The following is a 22,710-nucleotide window of genomic DNA, read 5'->3' on the forward strand; positions in this document are numbered from 1 at the left end:
TCCCATGAGGGATTGGGCAGGATCAACGGCCTTCGTCACCGGCGGTGCGAGGGGCATCGGCCTGGGCATCGCGCGGTCGCTCGCGAAGCGCGGCGTGAGCCTTGCGCTGGCCGACGTCGACGCGTCCGCGCTCGGGCAGGCGGCCGAGGAGCTGACCAGGCTGACGGAGGTGCGGACCTACGAGCTCGACGTTCGCGACCGCGAGCGGTTCGAGGAGGTCGCCGACGAGACCGAACGCGAACTGGGGCCGGTGGACCTGCTGTTCAACAACGCGGGCGTCGTGCCGTACGCCACGGCCGAGCAGCTGAGCTATGACACGTGGGACCTGGTGCTCGGCGTGAACCTGACGGGCGTGATCAACGGGATCCAGGCGTTCCTGCCGCGCATGATCGGCCGCCGGGCCGGCCACGTCGTCAACACCGCGTCGGGCGCCGGGCTCGTCGCCGATCCGAACGTGCCGTACGTGACCTCGAAGTTCGCCGTGGTCGGGCTCTCCGAGTCGCTGCGCCTGTCCGCGGCCCCGCACGGCGTCGAGGTCAGCGTGCTCTGCCCCGGCCCCGTCGACACGGACATCGTCGGTAACACCGGTGCGCTGCACGAGGGTCTGGCGCTGAGGGACGACCTCGTGCCGGTCGTCGAGGCGTTCCTGCGCAGCGGGCCGGGCGTCGACGAGGTGGGGGAGATGGTGCTCGCGGCGATGGAGGCCGGCAAGCCGTGGATCTTCACCGGGTACGACGCCGGGCCTCACATCGAGGCCAGGACCGCCGCCCTGCTGGACTGCCTATGAGACGGTGGTGAGCTGACGGCGCAGGCGGCCGAAGAGCTTGGCGTTGTTCATGGCCAGCACGCCGATCGGTCGCCCGGCGCGGCGGAACTCGGCGACGAACCTGCGGTCGTCCGGTGAGCCGTCGATCACCGCGACCTCGTCCGCGCCGCCGGTCTCGCCCGCGAGTTGCAGGCGCACGCCGTACTGGTCGGACCAGACGTAGCCGGACGGCCGGTAGGTCTCGGCCGACGTGCCTGCGAGGAGGTTGCGGACGGCCACGACCGGCTGCTCGGAGGCGTTCGTCCAGTGCTCGTGGCGAACGTGGCCGTCAGCAAGCCGATAGCGGGCCACATCGCCGACGGCGACCACGGACGGGATGGACGTGACGCAGCCCGAGTCGCACAGCACGCCGTTGTCCACTGCGAGGCCCGAGCCGGCGAGCCAGCCGGCGGCGGGTTCCATGCCGATGCCCGCCACCACGACGTCGGCCGGCAAGTGCGTGCCGTCGCGCAGGACGACACCGGTGACGCGGGTTCCGTTGTGCTCGAACGACTCCACGCCGACGCCGAGACGGAGGTCGACGCCGTGGTCGGTGTGCAGGTCGGCGCAGAGCCTGCCGAGCACGGGACCCAGCGCGCGTTCCATCGGGATCGGGGCGGCCTCGACGACCGTCACGTCCAGGCCGAGCGTGCGGCACGTGGAGGCGACCTCGGAGCCGATCCAGCCCGCGCCGACGACCACGACGCGAGCGCCGGGTAGCAGTTCTCCTTGCAGCGCAAGAGCGTCGTCGAGCGTGCGCAGGGTGTGGACGCCGCGCAACGAGGCGGTGCCCGGCAACGTGCGCGGGCGGCCGCCGGTCGCGATCACCACGCCGTCCGCGCGCACGACCTCGCCGGTGGACAGGAAGACCGAACCGGTGGACGGGTCGAGCCGCTCCGCACGGACGCCGAGGCGCCACTCCGCGCCGAAGTCGTCGTCGGAGAGCGCCAAGTCCTCGCGGGACAGGGTGCCCAGCAGGAACGCCTTCGACAGCGGCGGCCGGTCGTAGGGCGCGTGCGGCTCCTCGCCGATCACCACGACCCGGCCGTCGAACCCTTGCAGGCGAAGCTCTTCCACGGAACGCAGGCCGGCGAGCGACCCGCCGACCACCGCGACCGTTCTCATGCCACGGCCTCGCGGCTGCCCGTGTCGACGTAGATCATCCCGTCCTGCACGACGACCGGGTACGTGCGCACGGCCTTCTTGGCGGGCAGGCAGGTCGGCATGCCGGTGCGGAGGTCGAACAGCGCGGCGTGCAGGGGACATTCGACGAAGCAGCCCTCCAGCCAGCCCTCCGCCAGCGAGGCGTCCTGGTGGCTGCAGGTGTCGTCGATCGCGTAGAACTCGCCGTCCGCGTTGAAGACGGCGATCGCCACCTCGCCGGAAACGACCACGGACTCGCCCACGGGCAGGTCGTCCACGGCGCATGCGGTGATCATCAAAAGCCTCCGTTGCGTAATACGGAACAGTGTGTGCGATACGCAACAGCGAGAATGGCTCAGGATCATGAAAGTCGTCAAGAACCCGAGTGGGTTGCGTCAATCGGATAGTGTTGCGTGATGAGCAACAACGGCGAGGCTCGTGACAAGGCGCTGGTGCAATCGGTCGATCGGGCGGTGGCGGTGCTGGAGCTGCTGGCCCGCAACGGGGAAGCGGGGATCACCGAGATCGCCGCCGAGCTCGGCGTGCACAAGTCCTCCGCGTCCAGACTCGTCTACACGCTCCAGACCCGTGAGCTCGTGGAGCAGGACGGCGAGCGCGGCCCGTTCCGCATCGGCATCGGCATGCTCCGGTTCGCGGGAGCGGTGACCGGCCAGCTCGACTACGTCCGGGTCGGCGGCCCGGTGTGCACGGAGCTCGCGGACCGGCTCGGCGAGACCGTCAACATCGCGGTTCTCGACGGCGACGTGGCGCTCAACGTCAGCCAGGCGCGGGGGAGTTCCGCGGTCGCCGCGCAGAACTGGGTCGGCCAGCGCACGCCGTTGCACGCCACGTCGAGCGGCAAGGTGCTGCTCGCCGCCGCGCCGGCCGACGAGCAGGAACGCCTGCTGTCGGGCGACCTGGAGTCCTGCGCCCCGCGCACGATCACCGATCCCGTGAAGCTGCGCGGTGCGTTGCGCCGTACGGCCGAAGACGGGTTCGCCACGTGCATGGAGGAACTGGAGGCCGGTCTGCACGCCGTCGCGGTGCCGGTGTTCGGCTCGCAGGGTGACGTCGTGGCGGCGATCAGCGCCGCCGGTCCGGCCTACCGGCTCTCCCAGAAGCGCATGCCCGAAATCGTCGAGGAGCTGCGCGTGGCGTCGCGCGACCTGTCCGTCCGAATGGGGCATCCCGTGCTGTGAAAGACCTTCACGAACGATGAGCCCCCGGCCGGTGCCGGGGGCTCATCGCGTTTCCGGATGCCTCCGTCCGTGCGACAAGGCCTTGACAACGGCTCGAACGCGTCGCACCGTGATGCGCGCTGCAGTTGCATAATGCGAACCTGGTTGCGTATTACGGAACTCGCTCGGAAGGGTTGGCCCGTTGTCACTCTCCGTTCCCACCACCACAGTTCTGGACCAGAACCTCGACGACCTCGACCCGGAGGTCGCCGCCGAGATCCGCGCCGAGCTGCACCGCCAGCAGTCGACGCTGGAGATGATCGCCTCCGAGAACTTCGCGCCGGTCGGCGTGCTGCAGGCGCAGGGATCGGTGCTGACCAACAAGTACGCCGAGGGCTATCCGGGCCGCCGCTACTACGGCGGGTGCGAGCACGTCGACGTCATCGAGGCGCTCGCGATCGAGCGGGTCAAGGCGTTGTTCGGCGCCGAGCACGCGAACGTCCAGCCGCACTCGGGCGCGCAGGCCAACGCCGCGGCGATGGCGGCGGTGCTCCAGCCCGGTGACACGATCATGGGCCTCGACCTCGCGCACGGCGGCCACCTGACGCACGGCATGCGGATCAACTTCTCCGGCCGCCTCTACAACGTCGTGGCCTACCACGTCGACCGCGAGTCCGGCCGGGTCGACATGGCCGAGGTCGAACGGCTCGCGCTGGAGTCGAAGCCGAAGCTGATCATCGCGGGCTGGTCGGCCTACCCGCGTCAGCTCGACTTCGCCGAGTTCCGCCGCGTCGCCGACCTGGCCGGCGCCAGGCTCATGGTCGACATGGCCCACTTCGCCGGACTCGTCGCGGCGGGCCTGCACCCGAGCCCCGTGCCGTTCGCCGACCTCGTCACGACCACCACCCACAAGACCCTCGGCGGTCCGCGCGGTGGCGTGATCCTCTCCACCGAGGAGCTGGCCAAGAAGGTCGACTCCACGGTGTTCCCCGGCCAACAGGGCGGCCCGCTGCAGCACGTCGTCGCCGCCAAGGCCGTCGCGTTCAAGGTCGCGGCGGGGGAGGAGTTCCGCGAACGCCAGCAGCGCGTCCTCGAAGGCGCCCGCGTCCTCGCCGAACGCCTCTCCCTGCCCGACTGCGCCCAGGCCGGCGTGAAGGTCCTCTCCGGCGGCACGGACGTGCACCTCGTGCTGGTGGACCTGGTCGAGTCCTCATTGGACGGCAAGCAGGCAGAGGACCGGTTGCACCGCATCGGCATCACCGTCAACCGCAACGCCGTGCCGTTCGACCCGCGGCCGCCGATGGTCACGTCCGGCCTGCGGATCGGGACCCCCGCGCTCGCCGCCCGCGGCTTCACGGCCGGCGACTTCACCGAGGTCGCCGACATCATCGCCGCCGCCCTGCAGCCGTCGTTCGACGAGGGTGACCTGGTCGCCCGCGTCGACGCACTGGCCGCGAAGCACCCCCTCTACCCCCACCTCTGACAGGAGAGAACGAAGTGGCACAAGCGGTGAACGGTGTCGTGGCTGCGGGGCGTGGGGCGAAGGTCTCGGTCGAGACCGTCCTCGTGCCGGATCCCGGCCCCGGCGAGGCGTTGGTGAAGGTGCAGGCCTGCGGGGTCTGCCACACCGACCTGCACTACCGGGAGGGCGGGATCAACGACGAGTTCCCGTTCCTGCTCGGGCACGAGGCGGCCGGTGTCGTGGAGGCCGTCGGTGACGGTGTGAGCGACCTGGAGCCCGGCGACTTCGTGATCCTCAACTGGCGCGCGGTGTGCGGGTCGTGCCGGGCGTGCCTGCGCGGCCGTCCGCAGTACTGCTTCAACACCCACAACGCGGCGCAGCCCATGACGTTGCAGGACGGCACGCCGTTGTCGCCCGCGCTGGGCATCGGCGCGTTCGCGGAGAAGACCTTGGTCCACTCCGGACAGTGCACGAAGGTGAACCCCAAGGCGCCGGCGGAGGTCGCCGGGCTGCTCGGGTGCGGTGTGATGGCGGGCATCGGCGCCGCGATCAACACCGGCGGCGTGACCCGCGGCGACAGCGTGGCCGTGCTCGGCTGCGGCGGTGTCGGGGACGCGGCCATCGCGGGCGCCAGGCTGGCGGGGGCGCGGACGATCATCGCCGTCGACCTCGACGACACGAAGCTGCAGTGGGCCGAGCGGTTCGGCGCCACGCACACGGTCAACGCCCGCGAACAGGACGTCGTCGAGGCGATCCGCGAGCTCACCGAGGGCAACGGCGCGGACGTCGTGATCGACGCGGTCGGCCGCCCGGAGACGTTCCAGCAGGCGTTCTACGCCCGTGACCTCGCCGGACTGGCCGTGCTCGTCGGCGTGCCGACACCGGACATGAAACTCGAACTACCGCTGATCGACGTGTTCTCGCGCGGCGGCGCGGTCAAGTCGTCCTGGTACGGCGACTGCCTGCCGTCACGCGACTTCCCGCTGCTGATCGACCTGTACCTGCAGGGCCGCCTCGACCTCGGCGCTTTCGTGTCGGAGACGATCGGGCTCGGCGACGTAGAGAAGGCGTTCGACGACATGCACCACGGCCGCGTCCTGCGTTCGGTGGTGGTCCTGTGACCCAGCCGAGAGTGGTGCTGATCGGCGCGGGCATCGTCGGATGCGCGCTCGCCGACGAACTGACCGCACGCGGGTGGACCAACGTCACCGTGCTCGAACAGGGACCGCTGTTCGCCACGGGCGGGTCCAGCTCGCACGCGCCGGGCCTGGTCTTCCAGACCACCGGCTGCAAGACCATGACCACGTTCGCCAAGTACACCGTCGAGAAGTACACGGCGCTCACGATGGACGACAAGTGGTGCTTCCAGCAGGTCGGCGGGCTGGAGGTCGCGACCACCCCGGAACGGTGGACCGACATCAAGCGCCGCCACGGCTGGGCGACCGCCTGGGGTGTCGAGAGCTTCCTGCGCGACCCCGACGAGGTCGCGCGGCTGTACCCGTTGCTGGACCCCTCGAAGATCCTCGGCGCCTTCCACATCCCGAGCGACGGCATCGCGAAGCCCCTCCGCGCCGCCGAGGCCCAGGCGCGCAGGGCGATGGAGCGCGGCGCGAAGTTCCTGGCACATCACAAGGTCACCGGCATCGAACGCACCGGGCGTCAGGTCAAGGCCGTCGTCACCGAGCACGACACCTTCCCCGCCGACGTCGTCGTGTCGTGCGTCGGCATGTGGGGCCCGCGGATCGGCAGGATGGTCGACCTCGACATCCCGCTCGTCCCGATGGCCCACCAGTACGCGAAGACCGCTCCGCTGCCCGCGTTGAAGGGCAGCAACACCGAGCTGTCCGAGATGTCGAAGCCGTTGCTGCGCCACCAGGACGCGGACCTGTACTTCCGCGAGCACGTCGACCGGATCGGCATCGGCGCGTACGGGCACCGGCCCATGCCGATCTCCGCCGACGACATCCTCGACTTCGACGTGGCGCCGACCATGCCGTCCGAGATCGCCTTCACCCCGGAGGACTTCGAGACCTCCTGGGACGCCGCCGTCGACCTGCTGCCCGCACTCGGCGACTCCAAGGTCGAGGAGGGCGTCAACGGCCTGTTCTCCTTCACCCCCGACGGCAACCCGCTGCTCGGCGAACATCCCGGCCTGCAGGGGTTCTGGGTCGCCGAGGCCGTGTGGATCACGCACTCCGCCGGCGTCGCGAAGGCGATGGCCGAGTGGCTGGTCGACGGGCAGCCGGAGATCGACCTGCACGGCTGCGACCTCAACCGGTTCGAGGACGTCCAGCGCGCGCCCGGTTACGTGCACGAACGCAGCTGCCGGGCGTTCGTCGAGGTCTACGACGTGCTGCACCCGTTGCAGCCCGCCGAGAACCCGCGGCCGTTGCGCACGAGCCCGTTCTACGAGCGGCAGAAGGAACTCGGCGCGGTGTTCCTGGAGGCCTCCGGCTGGGAGCGGCCGCACTGGTACGAGGCCAATGCCTCCCTGCCCGAGGTCGCGGAGATCCCGGAGCGCAACGAGTGGGCGTCCCGGTTCTGGTCGCCGATCGCCGGCGCCGAGGCCCTCGTCGCCCGCAAGCGCGTCGCGATGTTCGACATGACCGCGTTGAAGCGGCTGGGGGTCAGCGGCCCCGAGGCGTTGACGTTCCTGCAGACCATGACCACCAACCAGCTCGACCGCAAGCCGGGCGCGGTGGTCTACACGTTGCTGCTCAACGAGGACGGGGGAGTGCGCAGCGACCTGACGATCGCCCGGCTCGCCGAGGACCGGTTCCAGGTCGGCGCCAACGGCCCGCTGGACCTCGACTGGCTGCGCCGGCGCATGCCTCCCAACGGCGGCGTGCACATCACCGACATCACGCCCGGCACGTGCTGCATCGGCCTGTGGGGACCGGAAGCGCGGAACCTGCTGCAGCCGTTGACCCGCAGCGACTTCTCGCACGAGGCCATGGGTTACTTCAAGGCGCAGAAGGCGTTCATCGGCGAGGTGCCGGTCACCGCGATGCGCCTGTCGTACGTCGGTGAGCTGGGCTGGGAGCTCTACACCACCGCGGACATGGGCCTGCGGCTGTGGGACACGCTGTGGGAGGCCGGTCAGGAGCACGGCGTCATCGCCGCGGGCCGCAGCGCGTTCACCAGCATGCGGCTGGAGAAGGGCTACCGCTCGTGGGGCGCCGACGTCACCACCGAGCACGACCCGTTCGAGGCGGGGCTGGGCTTCGCGGTCAGGATGAACAAGGGCTACTTCCACGGCCGCAAGGCGTTGGAGGGCAAGTCGGAGGAGACGGCCGCCCGCAGGCTCACGTGCCTGGTGATCAACGACGACCACCAGGTCGTGATGGGGTCGGAGCCGGTGTTCGCGGACGGTGTCGCGGTCGGCTACGTCACGAGCGCGGCCCGCGGTTACTCGATCGGCAAGAACATCGCCTACGCCTGGCTGCCCGCGGCCGTTGCCGTGGAAGGCACGCAGGTCGAGATCGAGTACTTCGGCGAACGCGTCGCGGCCGTCGTGGCGGCGGAACCGCTCTTCGACCCCAAGATGCTGCGGATCAGGTCATGAGCCACGACGTGATCGTCATAGGGCTCGGCGACCTCGGCGGGGCGGCCGCACACCGCCTCGCCGCGCGCGGACTGCGCGTGCTCGGGCTGGACAGCCGGTCGCAGGCCGAGCTGCCCAGCTCCGACGACGCGTTCCGCGCGGGCGCCGACCTGCGCTTCGAGGAGACGGTGATCGACTTCCACGTCGAGCCGTCCGGAACGGGTGCCCGCGTCCTGACGCGGTCGAGCACCCACACCGCCCCGCTGCTGGTGATCTGCGCCGGCTCGGACGCGCGTTCCCTTCTTCTCTGACACCACCACGGAGTGATCATGACCGCGACCGAGCTCCCGTCCAGCCTGATCCCCACCCTGCCGGGCAGCACCTACACCGATCCGGCGATCTTCGAGCTGGAGCAGGAGAGGATCTTCGAGCGGATGTGGTTCTGCGCCGTCCGCAGCGCAGACCTCCCCGACGCGGGCAACTTCCGCACCGTCCAGATCGGACGCGAGAGCGTGCTCGTGACCCGGTCGCGCGACGGCTCGCTGCGCGCGTTCCTCAACATCTGCCGCCACCGCGGCGCGAAGCTCTGCGTCGAGGAGACCGGCACGGTCAAGCGCAACTTCCAGTGCCCGTACCACGCCTGGACCTACGGCCTCGACGGCAAGCTCGTCGCCGCGCCGAACCTCACGTCGATGCCGGACGTCGACCGCGTCGAGTACGGCCTGAAGAAGGTCCACCTGCGCGAGTGGCTCGGCTACGCGTGGCTGTCGCTGGCCGACGAACCCGCGTCGTTCGAACAGACCGTGCAGCAAGACGTGCGCGAGCGCCTGGGCAACCTCGACGCGATCGGCAACTACCAGGTCAGCGAGCTGGAACTGGGCCGCCGGATCACCTACGACGTGAAGGCCAACTGGAAGCTCATCATCGAGAACTTCATGGAGTGCTACCACTGCGCGACGATCCACCCCGAGCTCACGGAGGTCCTGCCGGAGTTCGCGGACGGGTACGCCGCGCAGTACTACGTCGGGCACGGCGCTGTGTTCGGCGAGGAGATCAAGGGCTTCACGATCGACGGCAGCGAGGGCTTCGACAACCTGTCCGGCGTCGCCTCCGACCAGGAACGCCGGTACTACGCGATCACCGTGCGGCCGCAGGTGTTCATCAACCTCGTGCCCGACCACGTGATCATCCACCGGATGTTCCCGATGGCCGCCGACCGCACGATCGTCGAGTGCGACTGGCTCTACGCCAAGGACGTCGTCGCGACCGGCAAGGACGTCTCGCGGTCCGTCGAGCTCTTCCACCGCGTGAACGAGCAGGACTTCGAGGCCTGCGAACGGTGCCAGCCCGCCATGTCGTCGCGGGCGTACGCGCAAGGGGGTGTGCTGGTTCCCTCCGAACACCACATCGGGGAGTTCCACCGCTGGGTCCAGGAAACCACGTCAACGAAGAGGTGGTAGAAGGCCATGTCCGAACTGAAAGAGTTCTTACCCACCAAGAGATCGCACACCGACAAGGTCGTGTTCACCGTGTCCGCCGCCGTCGCCTCGGCGTTCCTCGCCTGGGGCGTCATCGGCACGGACAGCCTGAGCAGCGTCTCGACCGCGGTGCTCGGCTGGGTCATCCGCAACACCGGCTGGGCGTTCCTGACCGCGGCGACCGGGTTCGTGGTCTTCGCGCTGTGGCTCGCGTTCAGCCGCTACGGCCGGATCCCGCTCGGGCACGACGGCGAACGGCCGGAGTTCCGGACGATCTCGTGGGTCGCGATGATGTTCAGCGCGGGCATGGGCATCGGCCTGATGTTCTACGGCGTCGCGGAACCGTTGTCGCACTTCGTGAAGCCGCCGCCCGGCACGGTCGAGGGCGGCACGGACGCGGCGGTCGAGACCGCGATGGCGACGTCGCTGTTCCACTGGGCGATCCACCCGTGGTCGATCTACGCGGTCGTCGGTCTCGCCATCGCGTACGGCACGTTCCGGCGCGGCCGCAAGCAGTTGATCAGCGCCGCGTTCGCCCCGCTGTTCGGTGACAGGGTGTCCGAGGGGCCGCTGGGCCGGCTGATCGACATCCTGGCGATCTTCGCGACGCTGTTCGGGTCGGCGGCCTCGCTGGGTCTGGGCGCGTTGCAGATCGGCAGCGGGCTGAAGGCTGGTGGGTTCGTGGCCGAGAACCCCGGTGTGGGCGTGCTGATCGGCATCATCGCGGTGCTGACGGTGGCGTTCGTGGCATCGGCCGTGTCCGGTGTGGCCAAGGGCATCCAGTGGTTGTCGAACATCAACATGGTGCTCGCGACCGTGCTCGCGGTGTTCGTGTTCCTCGTCGGGCCGACCGTGCTGATCCTGAACCTGGTGCCGGCCGCGATCGGCGACTACTTCCGCGAGATGGGCGAGATGGTCTCCCGCTCCGCCGCCTCCGGTGGTTCGGCGATGGAGGGCTGGCTGTCGTCGTGGACGATCTTCTACTGGGCCTGGTGGATCTCGTGGACCCCGTTCGTCGGGATGTTCATCGCGCGGATCAGCCGCGGCCGCACGATCAAGCAGTTCGTCAGCGGCGTGATCCTCGTGCCGTCCGTGGTCAGCCTGATCTGGTTCACGATCATGGGCGGCACCGCGATCACGGTGCAGCGCGGCGGAACCGACCTGGCAGGCGCGGCGAACCCGGAGTCGCAGCTCTTCGGCGTGCTCGACCAGTTCCCGCTGGCCGCCGTCGCCGGGGTGGTCGTGATGGTGCTGGTGGCGATCTTCTTCGTCTCCGGCGCCGACGCGGCCTCGCTGGTGATGGGCACGCTCTCACAACGCGGTGACATCGAACCGCACCGCAGGCTGGTGGTGTTCTGGGGCGTGGCGACCGGCGGCGTGGCGGCCGTGATGCTGCTCGTCGGCGGAGGCGGCGCGACCGCGCTGACCGGGCTGCAGAACCTCACGATCATCGCCGCGGCACCGTTCGGACTGGTCATGGTCGTGCTGTGCGTGGCGCTGGCGAAGGACCTGCGCAGCGACCCGATGGTGTTGCGGGAGAAGCACTGCGCGGAGATCGTCGAGGAGGCGGTGGCGACCGGCAACGAGCAGTACGACGGCGACTTCCGCCTTCAGGTGGAGCCGACGCCCGTCAAGACGGAGGGCAACGGCCAGGTCGTGCAACGAGAGGTCGTCGACGAACGAACATGATCCGATAGCTTGGAGGTGGATGCGCTTGTTCTGGTGACAAGAGGACCTCATGAGGGCGACAGAACTGCTTCGCGAACTCGCGATGGCAACGGTCGACGCGCCGGAGCCACCTGGTGCCGGTCGTTACCACTACGTGCACACGCGTGGTTCGAACCTTCGAACGAACCGGATCTTGACGAGGACCGGCGAGAGCACGGTGGCCGGATCTGTCGAACAGTTCGAGCGCAGGCAGTGGATTGCCTCTGACGGGTCGGGACGCTTGGTCGTGACCCGTGGAGAGGAAATGTCGGCACCTCCCAGCGGCGTGCACGCGCCCGGTCAGCTCGCTGGGGTGTTCATCACCGCTGGAGACGAGAACTCTCTTGTCACCGAACTTGCCGAACTGACCTCGAAGTCGGATGACGGCGCGATTGTCAGGGCCTTTCGTCAGGTGTGGAATCTCCAGGTCGTGACGCCGGGACTGCAACGCCTGCTTTTGTTGCGCTTGGCGGAGTGCGCGGATCTGAACGTGGAGGAGGCGACACGGAAGTTCACGGACAGATCCGGTGTCGCCGTGTCCCACGTCGACGATGCGCGTCATCGACGGCAGGTCCTCGTGTTCTGCCAGGAGACCGGTGAACTGATCGGCGAGGAGGGAATCGCGTTGGAGGGCGCCGCGGTACCTGTTGCGGTGCCGGCCGTGGTGAGCAGCACTGAATGGCTGCTCACCGGATACTGCGAGACGACGGCCGAGCCGCCGCGCCAGGGGTGACCTCTGCGATTGATGCCCCAGTTGGGCAACGGTCAGGTCAGATCAACGCCCGAATCGCCTGCTCAAACCCGATGACGTGCTGGGAGGCGAGTTCGCTCGCCTTCTTCGCGTCACCCTCGACGACCGCGGTCAGCAGCGGCACGTGCTCGTCGACGTGACCGGCCATTCCGGACAGTCGCGGCAGGAAGACGCACCAGATCCGGGTGGCCAGGTTGTCGTAGGAGATGAGGGTGTCCTCCAGGAACGGGTTGTGCACGCACCGGTAGATCGCGCGGTGCACGCCGACGTCGTCGCGGAGGAGCTCGGTGTTGTCGCCTGGCCGTGCGGCGGTCTCCAGCTGGGACCGCAGCGCGGTCAGGGCGGCCCGGTCGTCCTCCGTGGCGCGGTCGGCCGCGGCGGCCGCGGCGAGGGGCTCCAGCGTCCGGCGCACCTCGGAGATGTGGGAGAGGTCGGAGATGTTCACGTCGGTGGCGAACGTGCCGCGGCGCGGGAAGGCGACGACGAGCCGTTCCTGCTCCAGCCGTTTGAGGGCCTCGCGGATCGGGGTGCGGCCGACGCCGAGCTCGGTGCGCAGCCTGTCCTCGTTGATCGGCTCACCGGGCTTGATCTCCAGCATGACCAGGCGATCCCGCAGGACCGCGTACGCCTGCTCGGTGAGTGAGACGGAGGCGGGCTCGTCGTTGACCCGTGCGTTCATGTGACCTACTGTAACGCACAGACTGATATACCAGTAGTCGACCAGATGATCCCGCTGGAGGCGTCGCAATGACCAGCCCGCCCGGAGCACATCTGCCCGAGCACCCGGACTTCCTGTGGGACGACCCGGAACCCAAGTCCTCGTACGACGTCGTGGTCGTCGGCGGCGGTGGGCACGGTCTGGCCACCGCCTACTACCTCGCGAAGGTCCACGGCATCACGAACGTCGCGGTGATCGAGAAGGGCTGGCTCGCGGGCGGCAACATGGCCCGCAACACGACGATCATCCGGTCGAACTACCTGTGGGACGAGAGCTCCGGCATCTACGAGCACTCGCTGAAGCTGTGGGAGGGCCTGGAGGAGGACCTCGGCTACCCGATCCTGTTCGACCAGCGCGGTGTGCTGAACCTGGCGCACAGCCTGCAGGACGTGCGGGACAGCGTGCGGCGGGTCAACGCCAACCGGCTCAACGGCATCGACGCGGAGTGGGTGGATCCGGCCGGGGTCAAGGAGATCTGCCCGATCGTCAACACCTCGCCGGACGTGCGCTATCCCGTTCTGGGCGCGACCTACCAGCCGCGTGCGGGCATCGCGAAGCACGACTACGTGGCCTGGGGCTACGCACGGGCCGCGCACGCGATGGGCGTCGACCTGATCCAGAACTGCGAGGTCACCGGGCTGGAGACCTCCGGCGGACGGATCACCGCGGTGCAGACGTCGCGCGGCAGGATCGCCGCCGGCAAGGTCGCGTTGTGCGCCGCCGGGCACAGCTCAGTTCTCGCCAAGATGGTCGGGCTTCAGCTGCCGCTCGCCTCACATCCGTTGCAGGCCCTGGTGTCCGAGTTGCTGGAGCCCGTGCACCCGACCGTCGTCATGTCGAACGCCGTGCACGTCTACGTCTCCCAGGCGCACAAGGGAGAACTGGTGATGGGCGCCGGGATCGACAGCTACAACGGTTACGGCCAACGGGGTTCGTTCCACATCATCGAGCAGCAGATGGCGGCGGCGCTGGAGCTGTTCCCGGCTTTCGCGCGGGCGCACCTGCTGCGGACGTGGGCGGGCATCGTCGACGTCAGCCCTGACGCGTCCCCGATCGTCGGGCTCACGCCCGTCGGCGGGCTGTACCTGAACTGCGGCTGGGGAACCGGCGGTTTCAAGGCCACGCCCGGTGTGGGCGACTGCTTCGCGCACACCATCGCCCACGACAAGCCGCACCCGTTCAACGAGCCGTTCACCCTGGAGCGCTTCACCACGGGCGCTCTCGTCGACGAGCACGGCGCCGCAGCCGTGGCCCACTAGGAGCGTTGCGATGCAGCTGATCCCGTGTCCGTGGTGCGGGCCCCGCGAGGAGGCCGAGTTCCACTACGGCGGCCAGGCCCACGTCGCGTACCCCGAGGACCCGTCGGCGCTGACCGACGAGGAGTGGGCGCGGTACGTGTTCTTCCGGGACAACCCGAGCGGCCCGTTCGCCGAGCGCTGGAGCCACAGCGCCGGGTGCCGGCGGTGGTTCAACGCCGTCCGCGACACCCGCACCCACGACCTGCTGGCCGTCTACCGCGTGGGCGAGCCCAAGCCCGAGGTGACCGCATGAACCTCCGCACTCCCACCGGTGGGCTCGTCGACCGGAACACGTTGCTGCGCTTCACCTTCAACGGCACCGAGTACACCGGACACCCCGGCGACACGCTCGCGTCCGCGCTGCTGGCGCACGGTGTCCACGAGATCGGCAGCAGCGTGAAGCTCGGCCGTCCGCGCGGCGTCGTCGCGGCGGGCTCCGAGGACCCGACGTCGCTGGTCCAGGTCGAGGCGCCGTTCTCGGAGCCGATGCTGCTGGCCACGACCGTCGAGCTGTACGACGGCCTGGTGGCGCGCGGCCTCGCCGGTCAGGGACGGTTGTCGGCCGAGCCCGACCCAGCCCGGTACGACGCGAAGCACGAGCACTGCGACGTCCTGGTCGTCGGCGCCGGGCCCGCCGGTCTGGTGGCCGCGCTGACCGCCGCTCGCGCCGGTGCCCGCGTGGTGCTGGTGGACGAGCAGAACCAGGCCGGCGGCGCGTTGCTGGGCGTGGACGAGTACCTCGACGACCGGCCGTCCGCCGAGTGGGTCGCGGACGTCGTCGCCGAGCTGAAGTCGACGCCCGGTGTGCTCGTGCTGGAGCGCACGACGGCGTTCGGCATGTACCAGGACGGGTTCGTGCTGGCTCTGCAGAAGCGCACCGACCACCTCGGGTTCGCGGCTCCCGCCGGTGTGGCGCGGCAGCGGGTGTGGCGGATCCGGACGCGGCAGACCGTGCTCGCGACCGGTGCGCACGAACGCCCCGTGGTGTTCGCGGACAACGACAGGCCCGGGATCATGCTGGCCTCGTCCGCGCGCACGTTCCTGCACCGGTACGGCGTGCTGCCCGGCTCGCGGGCGGTCGTGTTCACGACGAACGACTCCGCTTACTGCGCGGCGATCGACCTCGCCGAGTCCGGTGTGGACATCGCGCTGGTCGTGGACGCCCGTCCGGAGGCGCCGGCACGGCTGGCGACGGAGTGCGCGGCGCGGGGGATCGAGGTGCGCGCGGGACACGCGGTGGTGGGAACGGACGGCGAGGCACGCGTCACCGCCGCCCACGTCGCCCCGCTGTCCGGCCTCGGAGAGGCGGCCCCGTCAACGGTCGCCTGCGACGCGCTCCTCGTGTCCGGTGGCTGGAACCCGGTCGTCGGCCTGTTCAGCCAGGCCCGCGGCAAGTTGCGCTACGACGCCGAACTCGGCGCTTTCGTGCCGGGTGAGGAACTTTCTGCCGTTCGTGTCGCGGGATCGGCGACCGGCGAACTCGATCTGACCTCGTGCGCTCGCCAGGGCCGCGAGGCCGGTGCTGAGGCCGCCCGTGCCGCCGGGTTCACCTCCGGTGGTCAGGTGCCGCTGCCCGCCTCCGACTCGCGCTGCACCGCCCGCTCCGGGCTCGTGCTGTGGCGCGTGCCCGGCTCCGACTCCGGTTTCGTCGACCTGCAACGGGATTCGACGGTCGCGGACGTGCTGAGGGCGACCGGCGCCGGCCTGCGGTCGTTGGAGCACATCAAGCGGTACACGACCATCGGCACCGCGCACGACCAGGGCAAGACGTCCGGCATGATCGCGGCGGGGATCGTTGCCGAGGCGCTGGGCGTGGAGCTCGCGGACCAGCGGCCCACGACGTTCCGCCCGCCGTACACCTCGGTGTCGTTCGCGGCGCTGGCCGGACGTGACCGCGGCGAGCTGCACGACCCCGTGCGCGTCACGGCGATCCACCCGTGGCACGTGGCTCATGGGGCGCTATTCGAGGACGTCGGGCAGTGGAAACGGCCCTGGTACTACCCGAAACCGGGCGAGGACCTGCACACCGCCGTGCTGCGGGAGTGCAGGGCCACGCGCGAAAGCGTCGGCATGATGGACGGCTCGACGCTCGGCAAGATCGACGTGCAGGGCCGTGACGCCGGCAAGTTCCTCGACATGCTCTACACGAACCTGATGAGCACGTTGAAGGTCGGCAAGATCCGCTACGGCGTGATGTGCGGCGTCGACGGCATGGTGATCGACGACGGCACGGTGATCCGCGTCGGCGAGGAGCGCTACCTCGTCACCACGACCACCGGCAACGCGGCCAAGATCCTCGACTGGATGGAGGAGTGGCTGCAGACGGAGTGGCCGCACCTCGACGTGCACTGCGCCTCGGTCACCGAGCACTGGGCCACGATCCCGCTGGTGGGCCCGCGATCTCGTGACGTGCTCGCGGCCGTGGCTCCCGGACTGGACGTGTCGATCGAGGCGTTCGAGTTCATGACCTGGCACGACACCGAGGTCGCCGGGGTGCCGGCGCGGGTGTGCCGGATCAGCTTCTCCGGCGAGCTGGCCTACGAGATCAACGTGACCGCCTGGCACGGGATCACCGTGTGGGAGGCGTTGATGGCGGCGGGCGAGCGGTACGGGATCACGCCGTACGGCACCGAGACCATGCACGTGCTCCGCGCCGAGAAGGGTTACCCGATCATCGGCCAGGAGACCGACGCGACCGTCACGCCGCAGGACCTCGGCATGTCGTGGGCGGTGTCCAAGAAGAAGCCCGACTTCATCGGCAAGCGCTCGTTCGCCCGTGCCGAGAACAACCGCACCGACCGCAAGCAGCTCGTGGGACTCCTGCCCGTCGACCCGTCGGTGCTGCTGCCGGAGGGGTCGCAGATCGTGGAGACCGACCGGCTGCCCGAACCGCCGGTGCGGATGCTCGGCCACGTCACGTCCAGCTATCCGAGCGCCGCGCTGGGCCGGACGTTCGCGCTGGCGTTGGTGCGCTCCGGCCACGAACGCATCGGCGAGACGTTGTACGTGCCCGTCGAGGACTCGCTGGTGCCGGTCACCGTCACCGAATCCGTGCTCTACGACAAGGAAGGAGCCCGTCGTGACGGTTAGTCCACTCGCCGCCTGGAACGACCGGCTGGCGGCGCTCGCGCCGGTTCTGGACGTCGCCGAGGTGCCGTTCCGATCGCAGCTCACCATCCGCGTGTCCGACCCGGACGCCGTCGCGGCGATGAGCTCTACGCTCGGTGTCGTTTTTCCTTCCGCTGCTTGCACTTTCACGTCCGGCACCGGACGATTCGGAGACGTCGAGGTGCTCTGGCTCGGACCGGACGAGTTCCTCGTCACGGCCGGGCCCGACCAGCAGGTCACGATCGAGGAGGTGTTGCGTGGCGCGCTCGGGACAGTTCGCGGGTCCGTTGTGGACACTTCGGCTCAACGCACGACGGTGGTCCTCCAGGGTCCGCTCGTCCGAGAAGTGCTGGCTCACGGATGTTCCGTGGACCTGCACCCGGCTTCGGCTCCCGTCGGCACTTGCGTGCAGACACTCCTCGCCAGGACGGGGATCGTCCTGCAGGTGACCGGCGACGACCGCTTCACGATCCTGGTGCGCTCGTCGTTCGCCGAGTACTTCGCGGCCTGGCTCGTGGACGCCTGCACCGAGTACCTGGCGGTGTCGTGATGCCCCAGTTCACCCTGACCCTGCACTGCCCCGAGCGGGCGGGCATCGTCCACGCCGTGACGTCGTTCCTCGTCGACCACGGCTGCGACATCGTGCAGCACCAGCAGTTCGACGACGACGTGCGCGGGAGGTTGTTCCTGCGCACGGCCTTCTCCTGCGCCGGCGCGACGGTCGACTCGCTCGCGGGGGAGTTCGCCGCGGTGGCCACCGAGTTCCAGATGGAGTTCGAGCTGCACGACGAACGCGCGCCGCGCCTGCTCGTGATGGTGTCGAAGGCCGGTCACTGCCTGAACGACCTGCTGTTCCGCTGGCGGGCGGGCAGTCTCGGCGGGGAGATCGCCGCCGTGGTGTCGAACCACGAGGACCTGCGCCCGATGGCGGAGGCGGCCGGGCTCGACTTCGTGCACGTGCCGAACACGGCCGACACCAAGCACGCCGCCGAGCAGCGGCTGGTCGAGCTCGTCGAGGAGTACCAGGCCGACCTGGTGGTGCTGGCGCGGTACATGCAGGTGCTGTCCAACGACCTGTGCGCGAAGCTCGCCGGCCGCGTGATCAACATCCACCACTCGTTCCTGCCCGGCTTCAAGGGCGCCAAGCCGTACCACCAGGCCTACGACCGGGGTGTGAAGTACGTGGGCGCGACGGCCCACTACGTCACGCCGGACCTCGACGAGGGCCCGATCATCGAGCAGGAGGTGCTGAGGGTCGACCACTCCTTCGACCCGCGCGCCCTCACCGCCGCGGGCCGTGACGCGGAGGCGCTGGCGTTGTCGCGGGCCGTGCGCTGGCACTGCGAGCACCGCGTCCTGCTCAACGGCAACAGCACGGTGGTGTTCCGCTAGTCCTTGCGCGCCAGCAACTGCGCCTGGAGGAACCGCTCACCCTCGATCGGCCGGCGGACGAGCCGGCCGACTTCGGTGAAACCGGCCTTCTGGAGGAGTTCCGCGATGCCCGAGGGCGACCAGCGGTAGGCGGGCGTCACCTTGTGGTCGAACTCCACGGGTTCGGGGTCGTCGCCCGCGAAGAACCCGAGCATCAGGTGGCCGCCGGGCCCGAGCACCCGGAAGAACTCGGCGAACACCGCCGGGAGCTCGTCCGGCGGCATGTGGATGACCGAGTAGAACGCCAGAATTCCGTTCAACGCCTGGTCCTCGAGGTCGAGCTCGGTCATCGACCCCACCTCGAACCGGAGGTGCGGGTGGGCCTCGCGCGCCAGTTCGATCATGGCGGGGGAGAGGTCGAGGCCGAACACGTCCAGACCGAGTCCGCTGAGGTGCGCGGTGAGGTGGCCGGGGCCGCAACCGAGGTCGGCGACCGGCCCGTCGACGAGCTCGGCGAACGCGGCCAGCATCGCGCGTTCGAGCGGCCTGGTGTCGAGCACGTCGCTGAAGAGTTCGGCGTAAAGGGGTGCGACCGAGTCGTAGGGAGTCACGGCCGGAACCCTAGCGCGAATTGTTGGGAAAGAATTGCTGTTGCCAGTGTTCTGCTGTTGCACCGTCGACGCAAACCTATTCGTGTGCCTATAGTTCCGCCGTGATTTCCGTTCTGCGTGATCCGGCCTACCGGAATCTGTTCGGCGCCCAGGTCGTCGCGCTGACCGGAACGGGACTGGCGACCGTCGCGCTCGGTCTGCTGGCGTACGACCTCGCCGGACCGCGCGCGGGCACCGTGCTCGGCACCGCGCTGGCGATCAAGATGATGGCCTACGTGACGGTGGCGCCGATCGCCTCCGCGCTGCTCGGCGCGTTGCCTCGCCGTGCGGTGCTGGTGGCGCTGGACGTGCTGCGGTTCGGGGTGGCCGCCGCGTTGCCGTTCGTCAGCGAGGTGTGGCAGGTCTACGTGCTGATCTTCCTGCTGCAGGCCGGATCCGCCGCGTTCACGCCGTTGTTCCAGGCGACCATCCCGGACGTGCTGCCGGCGGAACGCGACTACACCCGCGCGATCACGTTGTCGCGCACGGCCTACGACCTGGAGAGCCTGCTCAGCCCGGCGCTCGCCGGGGCCGCGCTGGCGGTGGTGAGCTTCGAGACGCTCTTCCTCGGCACCGCGTTCGGGTTCGCGGCCTCGGCGCTGCTGGTGCTGTCGGTGGTGCTTCCGCGCCCGAAACCGTTGTCGCACAACGGCTGGTACGACGCCACCACCCGCGGCGTCCGCATCTACCTCGCCACGCCGCGGTTGCGCGGGCTGCTCGCCGTCCACCTGGCTGCCGCCGCGGCGGGCTCGATGGTGTTCGTGAACACCGTGGCGCACGTGCGAGACGGACTGGGTCGTGACGCGTCTGCCGTCGGTATCGCGTTGGCCGCCAACGGTTTGGGTTCGTTGCTGGCGGCGTTGACGCTTCCCCGGCTGCTGGACCGGTTCGCAGATCGTGCAGTCGTGCTGCGAGCGGCACTGGTGCTCGTGGTGGTGTTGTTCGCGGGGACGTTGCTCGCCGGACATTGGCCGACCCTGCTGGTGTTGTGGGCGTTGATCGGCGCGGGCTGTTCGCTTGCTTTGACGCCGGGCGCCCGTTTGCTGCGCCGTTCCGCCGACCCGGCCGACCGGCCCGCGTTGTTCGCCGCGGACTTCGCCCTGTCGCACGCCTGCTGGCTGCTCTGCTACCCGCTCGCCGGGTGGCTCGCCACTTTCGGTGTCGCGACGGCTTTTGTCGTGCTGGGCGCGCTGACCGCTGTGGGCGCGGTGTTCGCGTTGAGGCTCTGGCCGACACACGACCCGGAGGTCGTCGAGCACGAACACCGCTCTCCCGACGGCGATGTGTGGACGCACTCGCACGAGTTCCGCATCAACTCCGACCACGTGCGCTGGCCTGAATTGAGGAGGTGAAACCGAAAAGTTAAATTCGCGGGTCGCGGGTTTTCCGGAATACCGTTTCGGCACCCTGCCTGCGAAGGAGTTCCACTCATGCGAGTGCGCAGCAAAATCATCGCTGCCGCGTGCGGATCGTTCCTGACGATCGGCATGCTCAGCGCCACCCAGAGCGCGGCCGCGGCCCAGCCGGAGGCCCAGCAGAACGAGGCACACCAGCGTTTCAAGGGCCTGTCGCAGGACCTGCGCGGCCAGCTCGCCGGCCACTGGTTCGACGCGGCCGCCGGCAAGCTCACCGTCGCGGTCCCGACCGAGAACGCCGCACGGCAAGCCCGGTCGGAGGGCGTCAACGTCGTTGTGGTGCAACGCAGCGCCGCACAGCTGGAGAAACTGCTCGCCGACGTCAGGTCGTTGATCGGCGACGGAGTGCCCGGCGTGTTCAGCTGGGGCGTCGACGTGCGCGACAACCAGGTCGACGTCACGGTCAACACCTCGCGCAGGACCGAGGCCACCGAACGGTTCCTGACGAAGGTGCGCGGTCTCGACGGAGTGAACGTCGTCGAGACCAGGTCCCAGCAAAGCCAGCAGGCCGGCACCGTGCAGGCCGGCAGCCCGTGGTGGCCGGGCTCCGAGACGTACTGCTCGGTCGGCTTCGCCGCGACGGACGCCAACGGCGGCAAGCACTTCCTCACCGCCGGCCACTGCACGAACGACGCCAACCAGGCCGCCTACGGCCAGTCGGGCCAGCAGAACAGGATCGGCACGTCGAACGTCGGCGGCACCCGCAGCGTGAACGCCCGAGAGGGCGACATGGGCGTCGTCGCCGTGACCGAGCCGGGCTGGACCCTGTCCCCGTCCGTCAACACGTGGGGCCAGCCCGCCGTGACCGTGACCGGCTCGGCCGAGGCGATGGTCGGCGACCGCGTCTGCCACTCCGGCAACACCTCGAAGTGGCAGTGCGGCGAGGTCAAGTACGTGAACAAGGCCGTGGACTACGGCGGCGGCCTGGTGATCGAGGGCCTGACCTGGACCACCGCGTGCTCGAAGGGCGGCGACTCCGGCGGCGCGTGGCTGCTCGGCGACAAGGCCGTGGGCCTGCACGACGGCGGCCCGTCCCAGTGCGTCCAGAACCCGACGGACGACGGTGACCTGTCGATCTTCCAGCCGGTCAACGAGGCACTCCGCAAGTGGAACCTCACCCTCGTCACGGGTTCCGGTTCCGGCGACACCACGGCGCCGTCCGTTCCGGCCGGCCTTCGTTCCACCGGGGCCACGGCGTCGAGCGTGTCTTTGGCTTGGGACGCTTCGACGGACGACGTGGGTGTGACGGGTTATGAGGTGTTGCAGGGTGGTGTTGTCGCTACGAAGGTTGCCGGTACCACTGCTTCTGTGAGTGGGCTCGCCGCTGACACTTCGTACACGTTCACCGTTCGCGCGGTGGACGCGGCCGGCAACACTTCCGCTGGCAGCGCACCGGTCACCGTCCGCACCCAGCCGGGCAGCGCGGACTCCTCGCCTCCGTCGGCGCCCGGCACCCTCCGCTCGACGGGCGTGACTGCGTCGAGTGTGTCTTTGGCTTGGGATGCCTCGACGGACGACGTGGGTGTGACGGGTTATGAGGTGTTGCAGGGTGGTGTTGTCGCTACGAAGGTCACCGGCACCACTGCTTTGGTGAGCGGCCTGGCCGCTGACACCTCGTACACGTTCACCGTCCGTGCGCTGGATGCGGCCGGCAACCAGTCGAAGGAGTCGTCGGCGGTCACCGCGCGCACGTCTGGCAACACCGGCGGCCGCACGTTCACGAACGACGCGGACCACCCGATCCGCGACTACCAGGTGGCAGTCAGCGCGGTGCGATCCACCGCCACCGGCGCAGCGCGGAACCCGATCACCGTCAAGGTCGACGCCGTGCACACCTGTCTGGAAGACCTGAACGTCACGCTGGTCGCACCGAGCGGCCGCACGTACCCGCTGATGCGGACGCCCGGTGGCAACTACAGCTGCCACCCGTTCCCGGCGGGCAGGACGTTCTCCGTGGTCCCTGGTGCAGGGGAGGCCGCGAGCGGCACTTGGACGCTGCGCATCGGGGACAGCGGCCCCGGTGACACGGGCGTCCTGAGCAGTTGGTCGCTCACGGTTTAGTGGAAGGGGGTGGGTGTGGCC

At 69.4% G+C, this 22,710-nt stretch carries 20 protein-coding genes; 16 read left to right on the plus strand and 4 right to left on the minus strand.

Annotated elements, in window-relative coordinates; translation table 11 throughout:
- Positions 1 to 4: 4 nt before the first annotated feature.
- The gene (locus tag ACFWN2_RS10720) at positions 5 to 787 is read left to right on the plus strand and encodes an SDR family NAD(P)-dependent oxidoreductase (RefSeq protein ID WP_382426543.1); all 783 of its coding nucleotides are present in this window, start codon (positions 5 to 7) and stop codon (positions 785 to 787) included.
- Here the strand turns inward: ACFWN2_RS10720 and ACFWN2_RS10725 are convergent.
- The gene (locus ACFWN2_RS10725) at positions 782 to 1,930 is read right to left on the minus strand and encodes an NAD(P)/FAD-dependent oxidoreductase (RefSeq protein ID WP_382426545.1); all 1,149 of its coding nucleotides are present in this window, start codon (positions 1,928 to 1,930) and stop codon (positions 782 to 784) included. The genes ACFWN2_RS10720 and ACFWN2_RS10725 overlap by 6 nt on opposite strands.
- Positions 1,927 to 2,244, minus strand: a complete 318-nt coding sequence (locus tag ACFWN2_RS10730) for a bifunctional 3-phenylpropionate/cinnamic acid dioxygenase ferredoxin subunit (protein WP_382426547.1) — start codon at positions 2,242 to 2,244, stop codon at positions 1,927 to 1,929. Before ACFWN2_RS10730 ends, ACFWN2_RS10725 begins: the two co-directional genes overlap by 4 nt.
- Before the next feature lie 120 nt (positions 2,245 to 2,364).
- Here ACFWN2_RS10730 and ACFWN2_RS10735 point away from each other — a divergent pair, with 120 nt between their 5' ends.
- The 8 genes from ACFWN2_RS10735 to ACFWN2_RS10770 all read left to right on the plus strand — a co-directional run bounded on the left by ACFWN2_RS10735 (position 2,365) and on the right by ACFWN2_RS10770 (position 12,050).
- The gene (locus tag ACFWN2_RS10735) at positions 2,365 to 3,147 is read left to right on the plus strand and encodes an IclR family transcriptional regulator (protein WP_382426549.1); all 783 of its coding nucleotides are present in this window, start codon (positions 2,365 to 2,367) and stop codon (positions 3,145 to 3,147) included.
- 181 nt (positions 3,148 to 3,328) lie between these two features.
- Positions 3,329 to 4,609, plus strand: a complete 1,281-nt coding sequence (gene glyA, locus ACFWN2_RS10740; RefSeq protein WP_382426551.1) for a serine hydroxymethyltransferase — start codon at positions 3,329 to 3,331, stop codon at positions 4,607 to 4,609.
- 14 nt (positions 4,610 to 4,623) lie between these two features.
- Positions 4,624 to 5,709: an S-(hydroxymethyl)mycothiol dehydrogenase gene (locus ACFWN2_RS10745; RefSeq protein WP_382426553.1), complete on the plus strand. Its 1,086-nt coding sequence runs from the start codon at positions 4,624 to 4,626 to the stop codon at positions 5,707 to 5,709.
- Positions 5,706 to 8,153, plus strand: coding sequence for an FAD-dependent oxidoreductase (locus tag ACFWN2_RS10750; RefSeq protein WP_382426554.1), 2,448 nt, complete (start codon positions 5,706 to 5,708; stop codon positions 8,151 to 8,153). Before ACFWN2_RS10745 ends, ACFWN2_RS10750 begins: the two co-directional genes overlap by 4 nt.
- On the plus strand, positions 8,150 to 8,443 hold the full coding sequence (locus ACFWN2_RS10755) for a hypothetical protein (RefSeq protein WP_089921468.1): 294 nt from the start codon (positions 8,150 to 8,152) through the stop codon (positions 8,441 to 8,443). Before ACFWN2_RS10750 ends, ACFWN2_RS10755 begins: the two co-directional genes overlap by 4 nt.
- Before the next feature lie 18 nt (positions 8,444 to 8,461).
- The gene (locus tag ACFWN2_RS10760) at positions 8,462 to 9,592 is read left to right on the plus strand and encodes an aromatic ring-hydroxylating dioxygenase subunit alpha (RefSeq protein WP_382426556.1); all 1,131 of its coding nucleotides are present in this window, start codon (positions 8,462 to 8,464) and stop codon (positions 9,590 to 9,592) included.
- A 6-nt stretch (positions 9,593 to 9,598) separates the two neighbouring features.
- Positions 9,599 to 11,299, plus strand: coding sequence for a BCCT family transporter (locus tag ACFWN2_RS10765; RefSeq protein ID WP_382426558.1), 1,701 nt, complete (start codon positions 9,599 to 9,601; stop codon positions 11,297 to 11,299).
- A gap of 49 nt (positions 11,300 to 11,348) precedes the next feature.
- Positions 11,349 to 12,050 carry a hypothetical protein gene (locus ACFWN2_RS10770; protein ID WP_382426560.1) on the plus strand — a complete coding sequence of 234 codons (702 nt, stop codon included), beginning with the start codon at positions 11,349 to 11,351 and terminating at the stop codon, positions 12,048 to 12,050.
- Between the two features lie 37 nt (positions 12,051 to 12,087).
- On the opposite strand, the gene ACFWN2_RS10775 is transcribed toward ACFWN2_RS10770, so the two are convergent.
- Positions 12,088 to 12,747 (minus strand): GntR family transcriptional regulator, encoded by a 660-nt coding sequence (locus ACFWN2_RS10775; RefSeq protein ID WP_382426562.1) that lies wholly within the window; start codon positions 12,745 to 12,747, stop codon positions 12,088 to 12,090.
- A 68-nt stretch (positions 12,748 to 12,815) separates the two neighbouring features.
- Between ACFWN2_RS10775 and ACFWN2_RS10780 the strand changes: the two genes are divergently transcribed.
- The 5 genes from ACFWN2_RS10780 to purU are packed head-to-tail and all read left to right on the plus strand — an operon-like array spanning position 12,816 to position 18,584.
- Entirely contained in the window at positions 12,816 to 14,045 is a 1,230-nt protein-coding gene (locus ACFWN2_RS10780) for a sarcosine oxidase subunit beta family protein (RefSeq protein ID WP_382426564.1), read from the plus strand.
- Between the two features lie 10 nt (positions 14,046 to 14,055).
- Positions 14,056 to 14,337 (plus strand): sarcosine oxidase subunit delta, encoded by a 282-nt coding sequence (locus ACFWN2_RS10785; protein ID WP_382426565.1) that lies wholly within the window; start codon positions 14,056 to 14,058, stop codon positions 14,335 to 14,337.
- Complete coding sequence (locus tag ACFWN2_RS10790; protein ID WP_382426567.1) at positions 14,334 to 17,174, plus strand: 2Fe-2S iron-sulfur cluster-binding protein; 2,841 nt, start codon at positions 14,334 to 14,336, stop codon at positions 17,172 to 17,174. The genes ACFWN2_RS10785 and ACFWN2_RS10790 overlap by 4 nt, the downstream gene beginning before the upstream one ends.
- On the plus strand, positions 17,164 to 17,742 hold the full coding sequence (locus ACFWN2_RS10795) for a sarcosine oxidase subunit gamma (RefSeq protein ID WP_382426569.1): 579 nt from the start codon (positions 17,164 to 17,166) through the stop codon (positions 17,740 to 17,742). Before ACFWN2_RS10790 ends, ACFWN2_RS10795 begins: the two co-directional genes overlap by 11 nt.
- A complete protein-coding gene (gene purU / locus ACFWN2_RS10800; RefSeq protein ID WP_382426571.1) occupies positions 17,742 to 18,584 on the plus strand; it encodes a formyltetrahydrofolate deformylase in 843 nt (280 codons plus the stop codon). Before ACFWN2_RS10795 ends, purU begins: the two co-directional genes overlap by 1 nt.
- Here the strand turns inward: purU and ACFWN2_RS10805 are convergent.
- Positions 18,581 to 19,174 carry a class I SAM-dependent DNA methyltransferase gene (locus ACFWN2_RS10805; protein ID WP_382426572.1) on the minus strand — a complete coding sequence of 198 codons (594 nt, stop codon included), beginning with the start codon at positions 19,172 to 19,174 and terminating at the stop codon, positions 18,581 to 18,583. The two genes, purU and ACFWN2_RS10805, sit on opposite strands and share 4 nt — an antisense overlap.
- Positions 19,175 to 19,275: 101 nt before the next feature.
- Between ACFWN2_RS10805 and ACFWN2_RS10810 the strand changes: the two genes are divergently transcribed.
- Positions 19,276 to 20,565, plus strand: a complete 1,290-nt coding sequence (locus ACFWN2_RS10810; protein ID WP_382426574.1) for an MFS transporter — start codon at positions 19,276 to 19,278, stop codon at positions 20,563 to 20,565.
- A gap of 78 nt (positions 20,566 to 20,643) precedes the next feature.
- Entirely contained in the window at positions 20,644 to 22,689 is a 2,046-nt protein-coding gene (locus ACFWN2_RS10815) for a fibronectin type III domain-containing protein (protein WP_382426575.1), read from the plus strand.
- Positions 22,690 to 22,710 lie beyond the last annotated feature (21 nt).

This window comes from Lentzea sp. NPDC058436, assembly GCF_042721515.1.
In the GTDB taxonomy this organism is placed as follows: domain Bacteria; phylum Actinomycetota; class Actinomycetes; order Mycobacteriales; family Pseudonocardiaceae; genus Lentzea.

Coding starts and splice junctions, on each gene's coding strand:
- ACFWN2_RS10785 (WP_382426565.1), top strand. CDS start 14,056: ATGCAGCTGATCCCGTGTCCGTGGTGCGGGCCCCGCGAGGAGGCCGAG.
- ACFWN2_RS10730 (WP_382426547.1), bottom strand. CDS start 2,244: ATGATCACCGCATGCGCCGTGGACGACCTGCCCGTGGGCGAGTCCGTG.
- ACFWN2_RS10775 (WP_382426562.1), bottom strand. CDS start 12,747: ATGAACGCACGGGTCAACGACGAGCCCGCCTCCGTCTCACTCACCGAG.
- ACFWN2_RS10725 (WP_382426545.1), bottom strand. CDS start 1,930: ATGAGAACGGTCGCGGTGGTCGGCGGGTCGCTCGCCGGCCTGCGTTCC.
- ACFWN2_RS10720 (WP_382426543.1), top strand. CDS start 5: ATGAGGGATTGGGCAGGATCAACGGCCTTCGTCACCGGCGGTGCGAGG.
- ACFWN2_RS10770 (WP_382426560.1), top strand. CDS start 11,349: ATGAGGGCGACAGAACTGCTTCGCGAACTCGCGATGGCAACGGTCGAC.
- ACFWN2_RS10790 (WP_382426567.1), top strand. CDS start 14,334: ATGAACCTCCGCACTCCCACCGGTGGGCTCGTCGACCGGAACACGTTG.
- ACFWN2_RS10765 (WP_382426558.1), top strand. CDS start 9,599: ATGTCCGAACTGAAAGAGTTCTTACCCACCAAGAGATCGCACACCGAC.
- ACFWN2_RS10735 (WP_382426549.1), top strand. CDS start 2,365: ATGAGCAACAACGGCGAGGCTCGTGACAAGGCGCTGGTGCAATCGGTC.
- ACFWN2_RS10780 (WP_382426564.1), top strand. CDS start 12,816: ATGACCAGCCCGCCCGGAGCACATCTGCCCGAGCACCCGGACTTCCTG.
- ACFWN2_RS10755 (WP_089921468.1), top strand. CDS start 8,150: ATGAGCCACGACGTGATCGTCATAGGGCTCGGCGACCTCGGCGGGGCG.
- purU (WP_382426571.1), top strand. CDS start 17,742: ATGCCCCAGTTCACCCTGACCCTGCACTGCCCCGAGCGGGCGGGCATC.
- ACFWN2_RS10815 (WP_382426575.1), top strand. CDS start 20,644: ATGCGAGTGCGCAGCAAAATCATCGCTGCCGCGTGCGGATCGTTCCTG.
- ACFWN2_RS10760 (WP_382426556.1), top strand. CDS start 8,462: ATGACCGCGACCGAGCTCCCGTCCAGCCTGATCCCCACCCTGCCGGGC.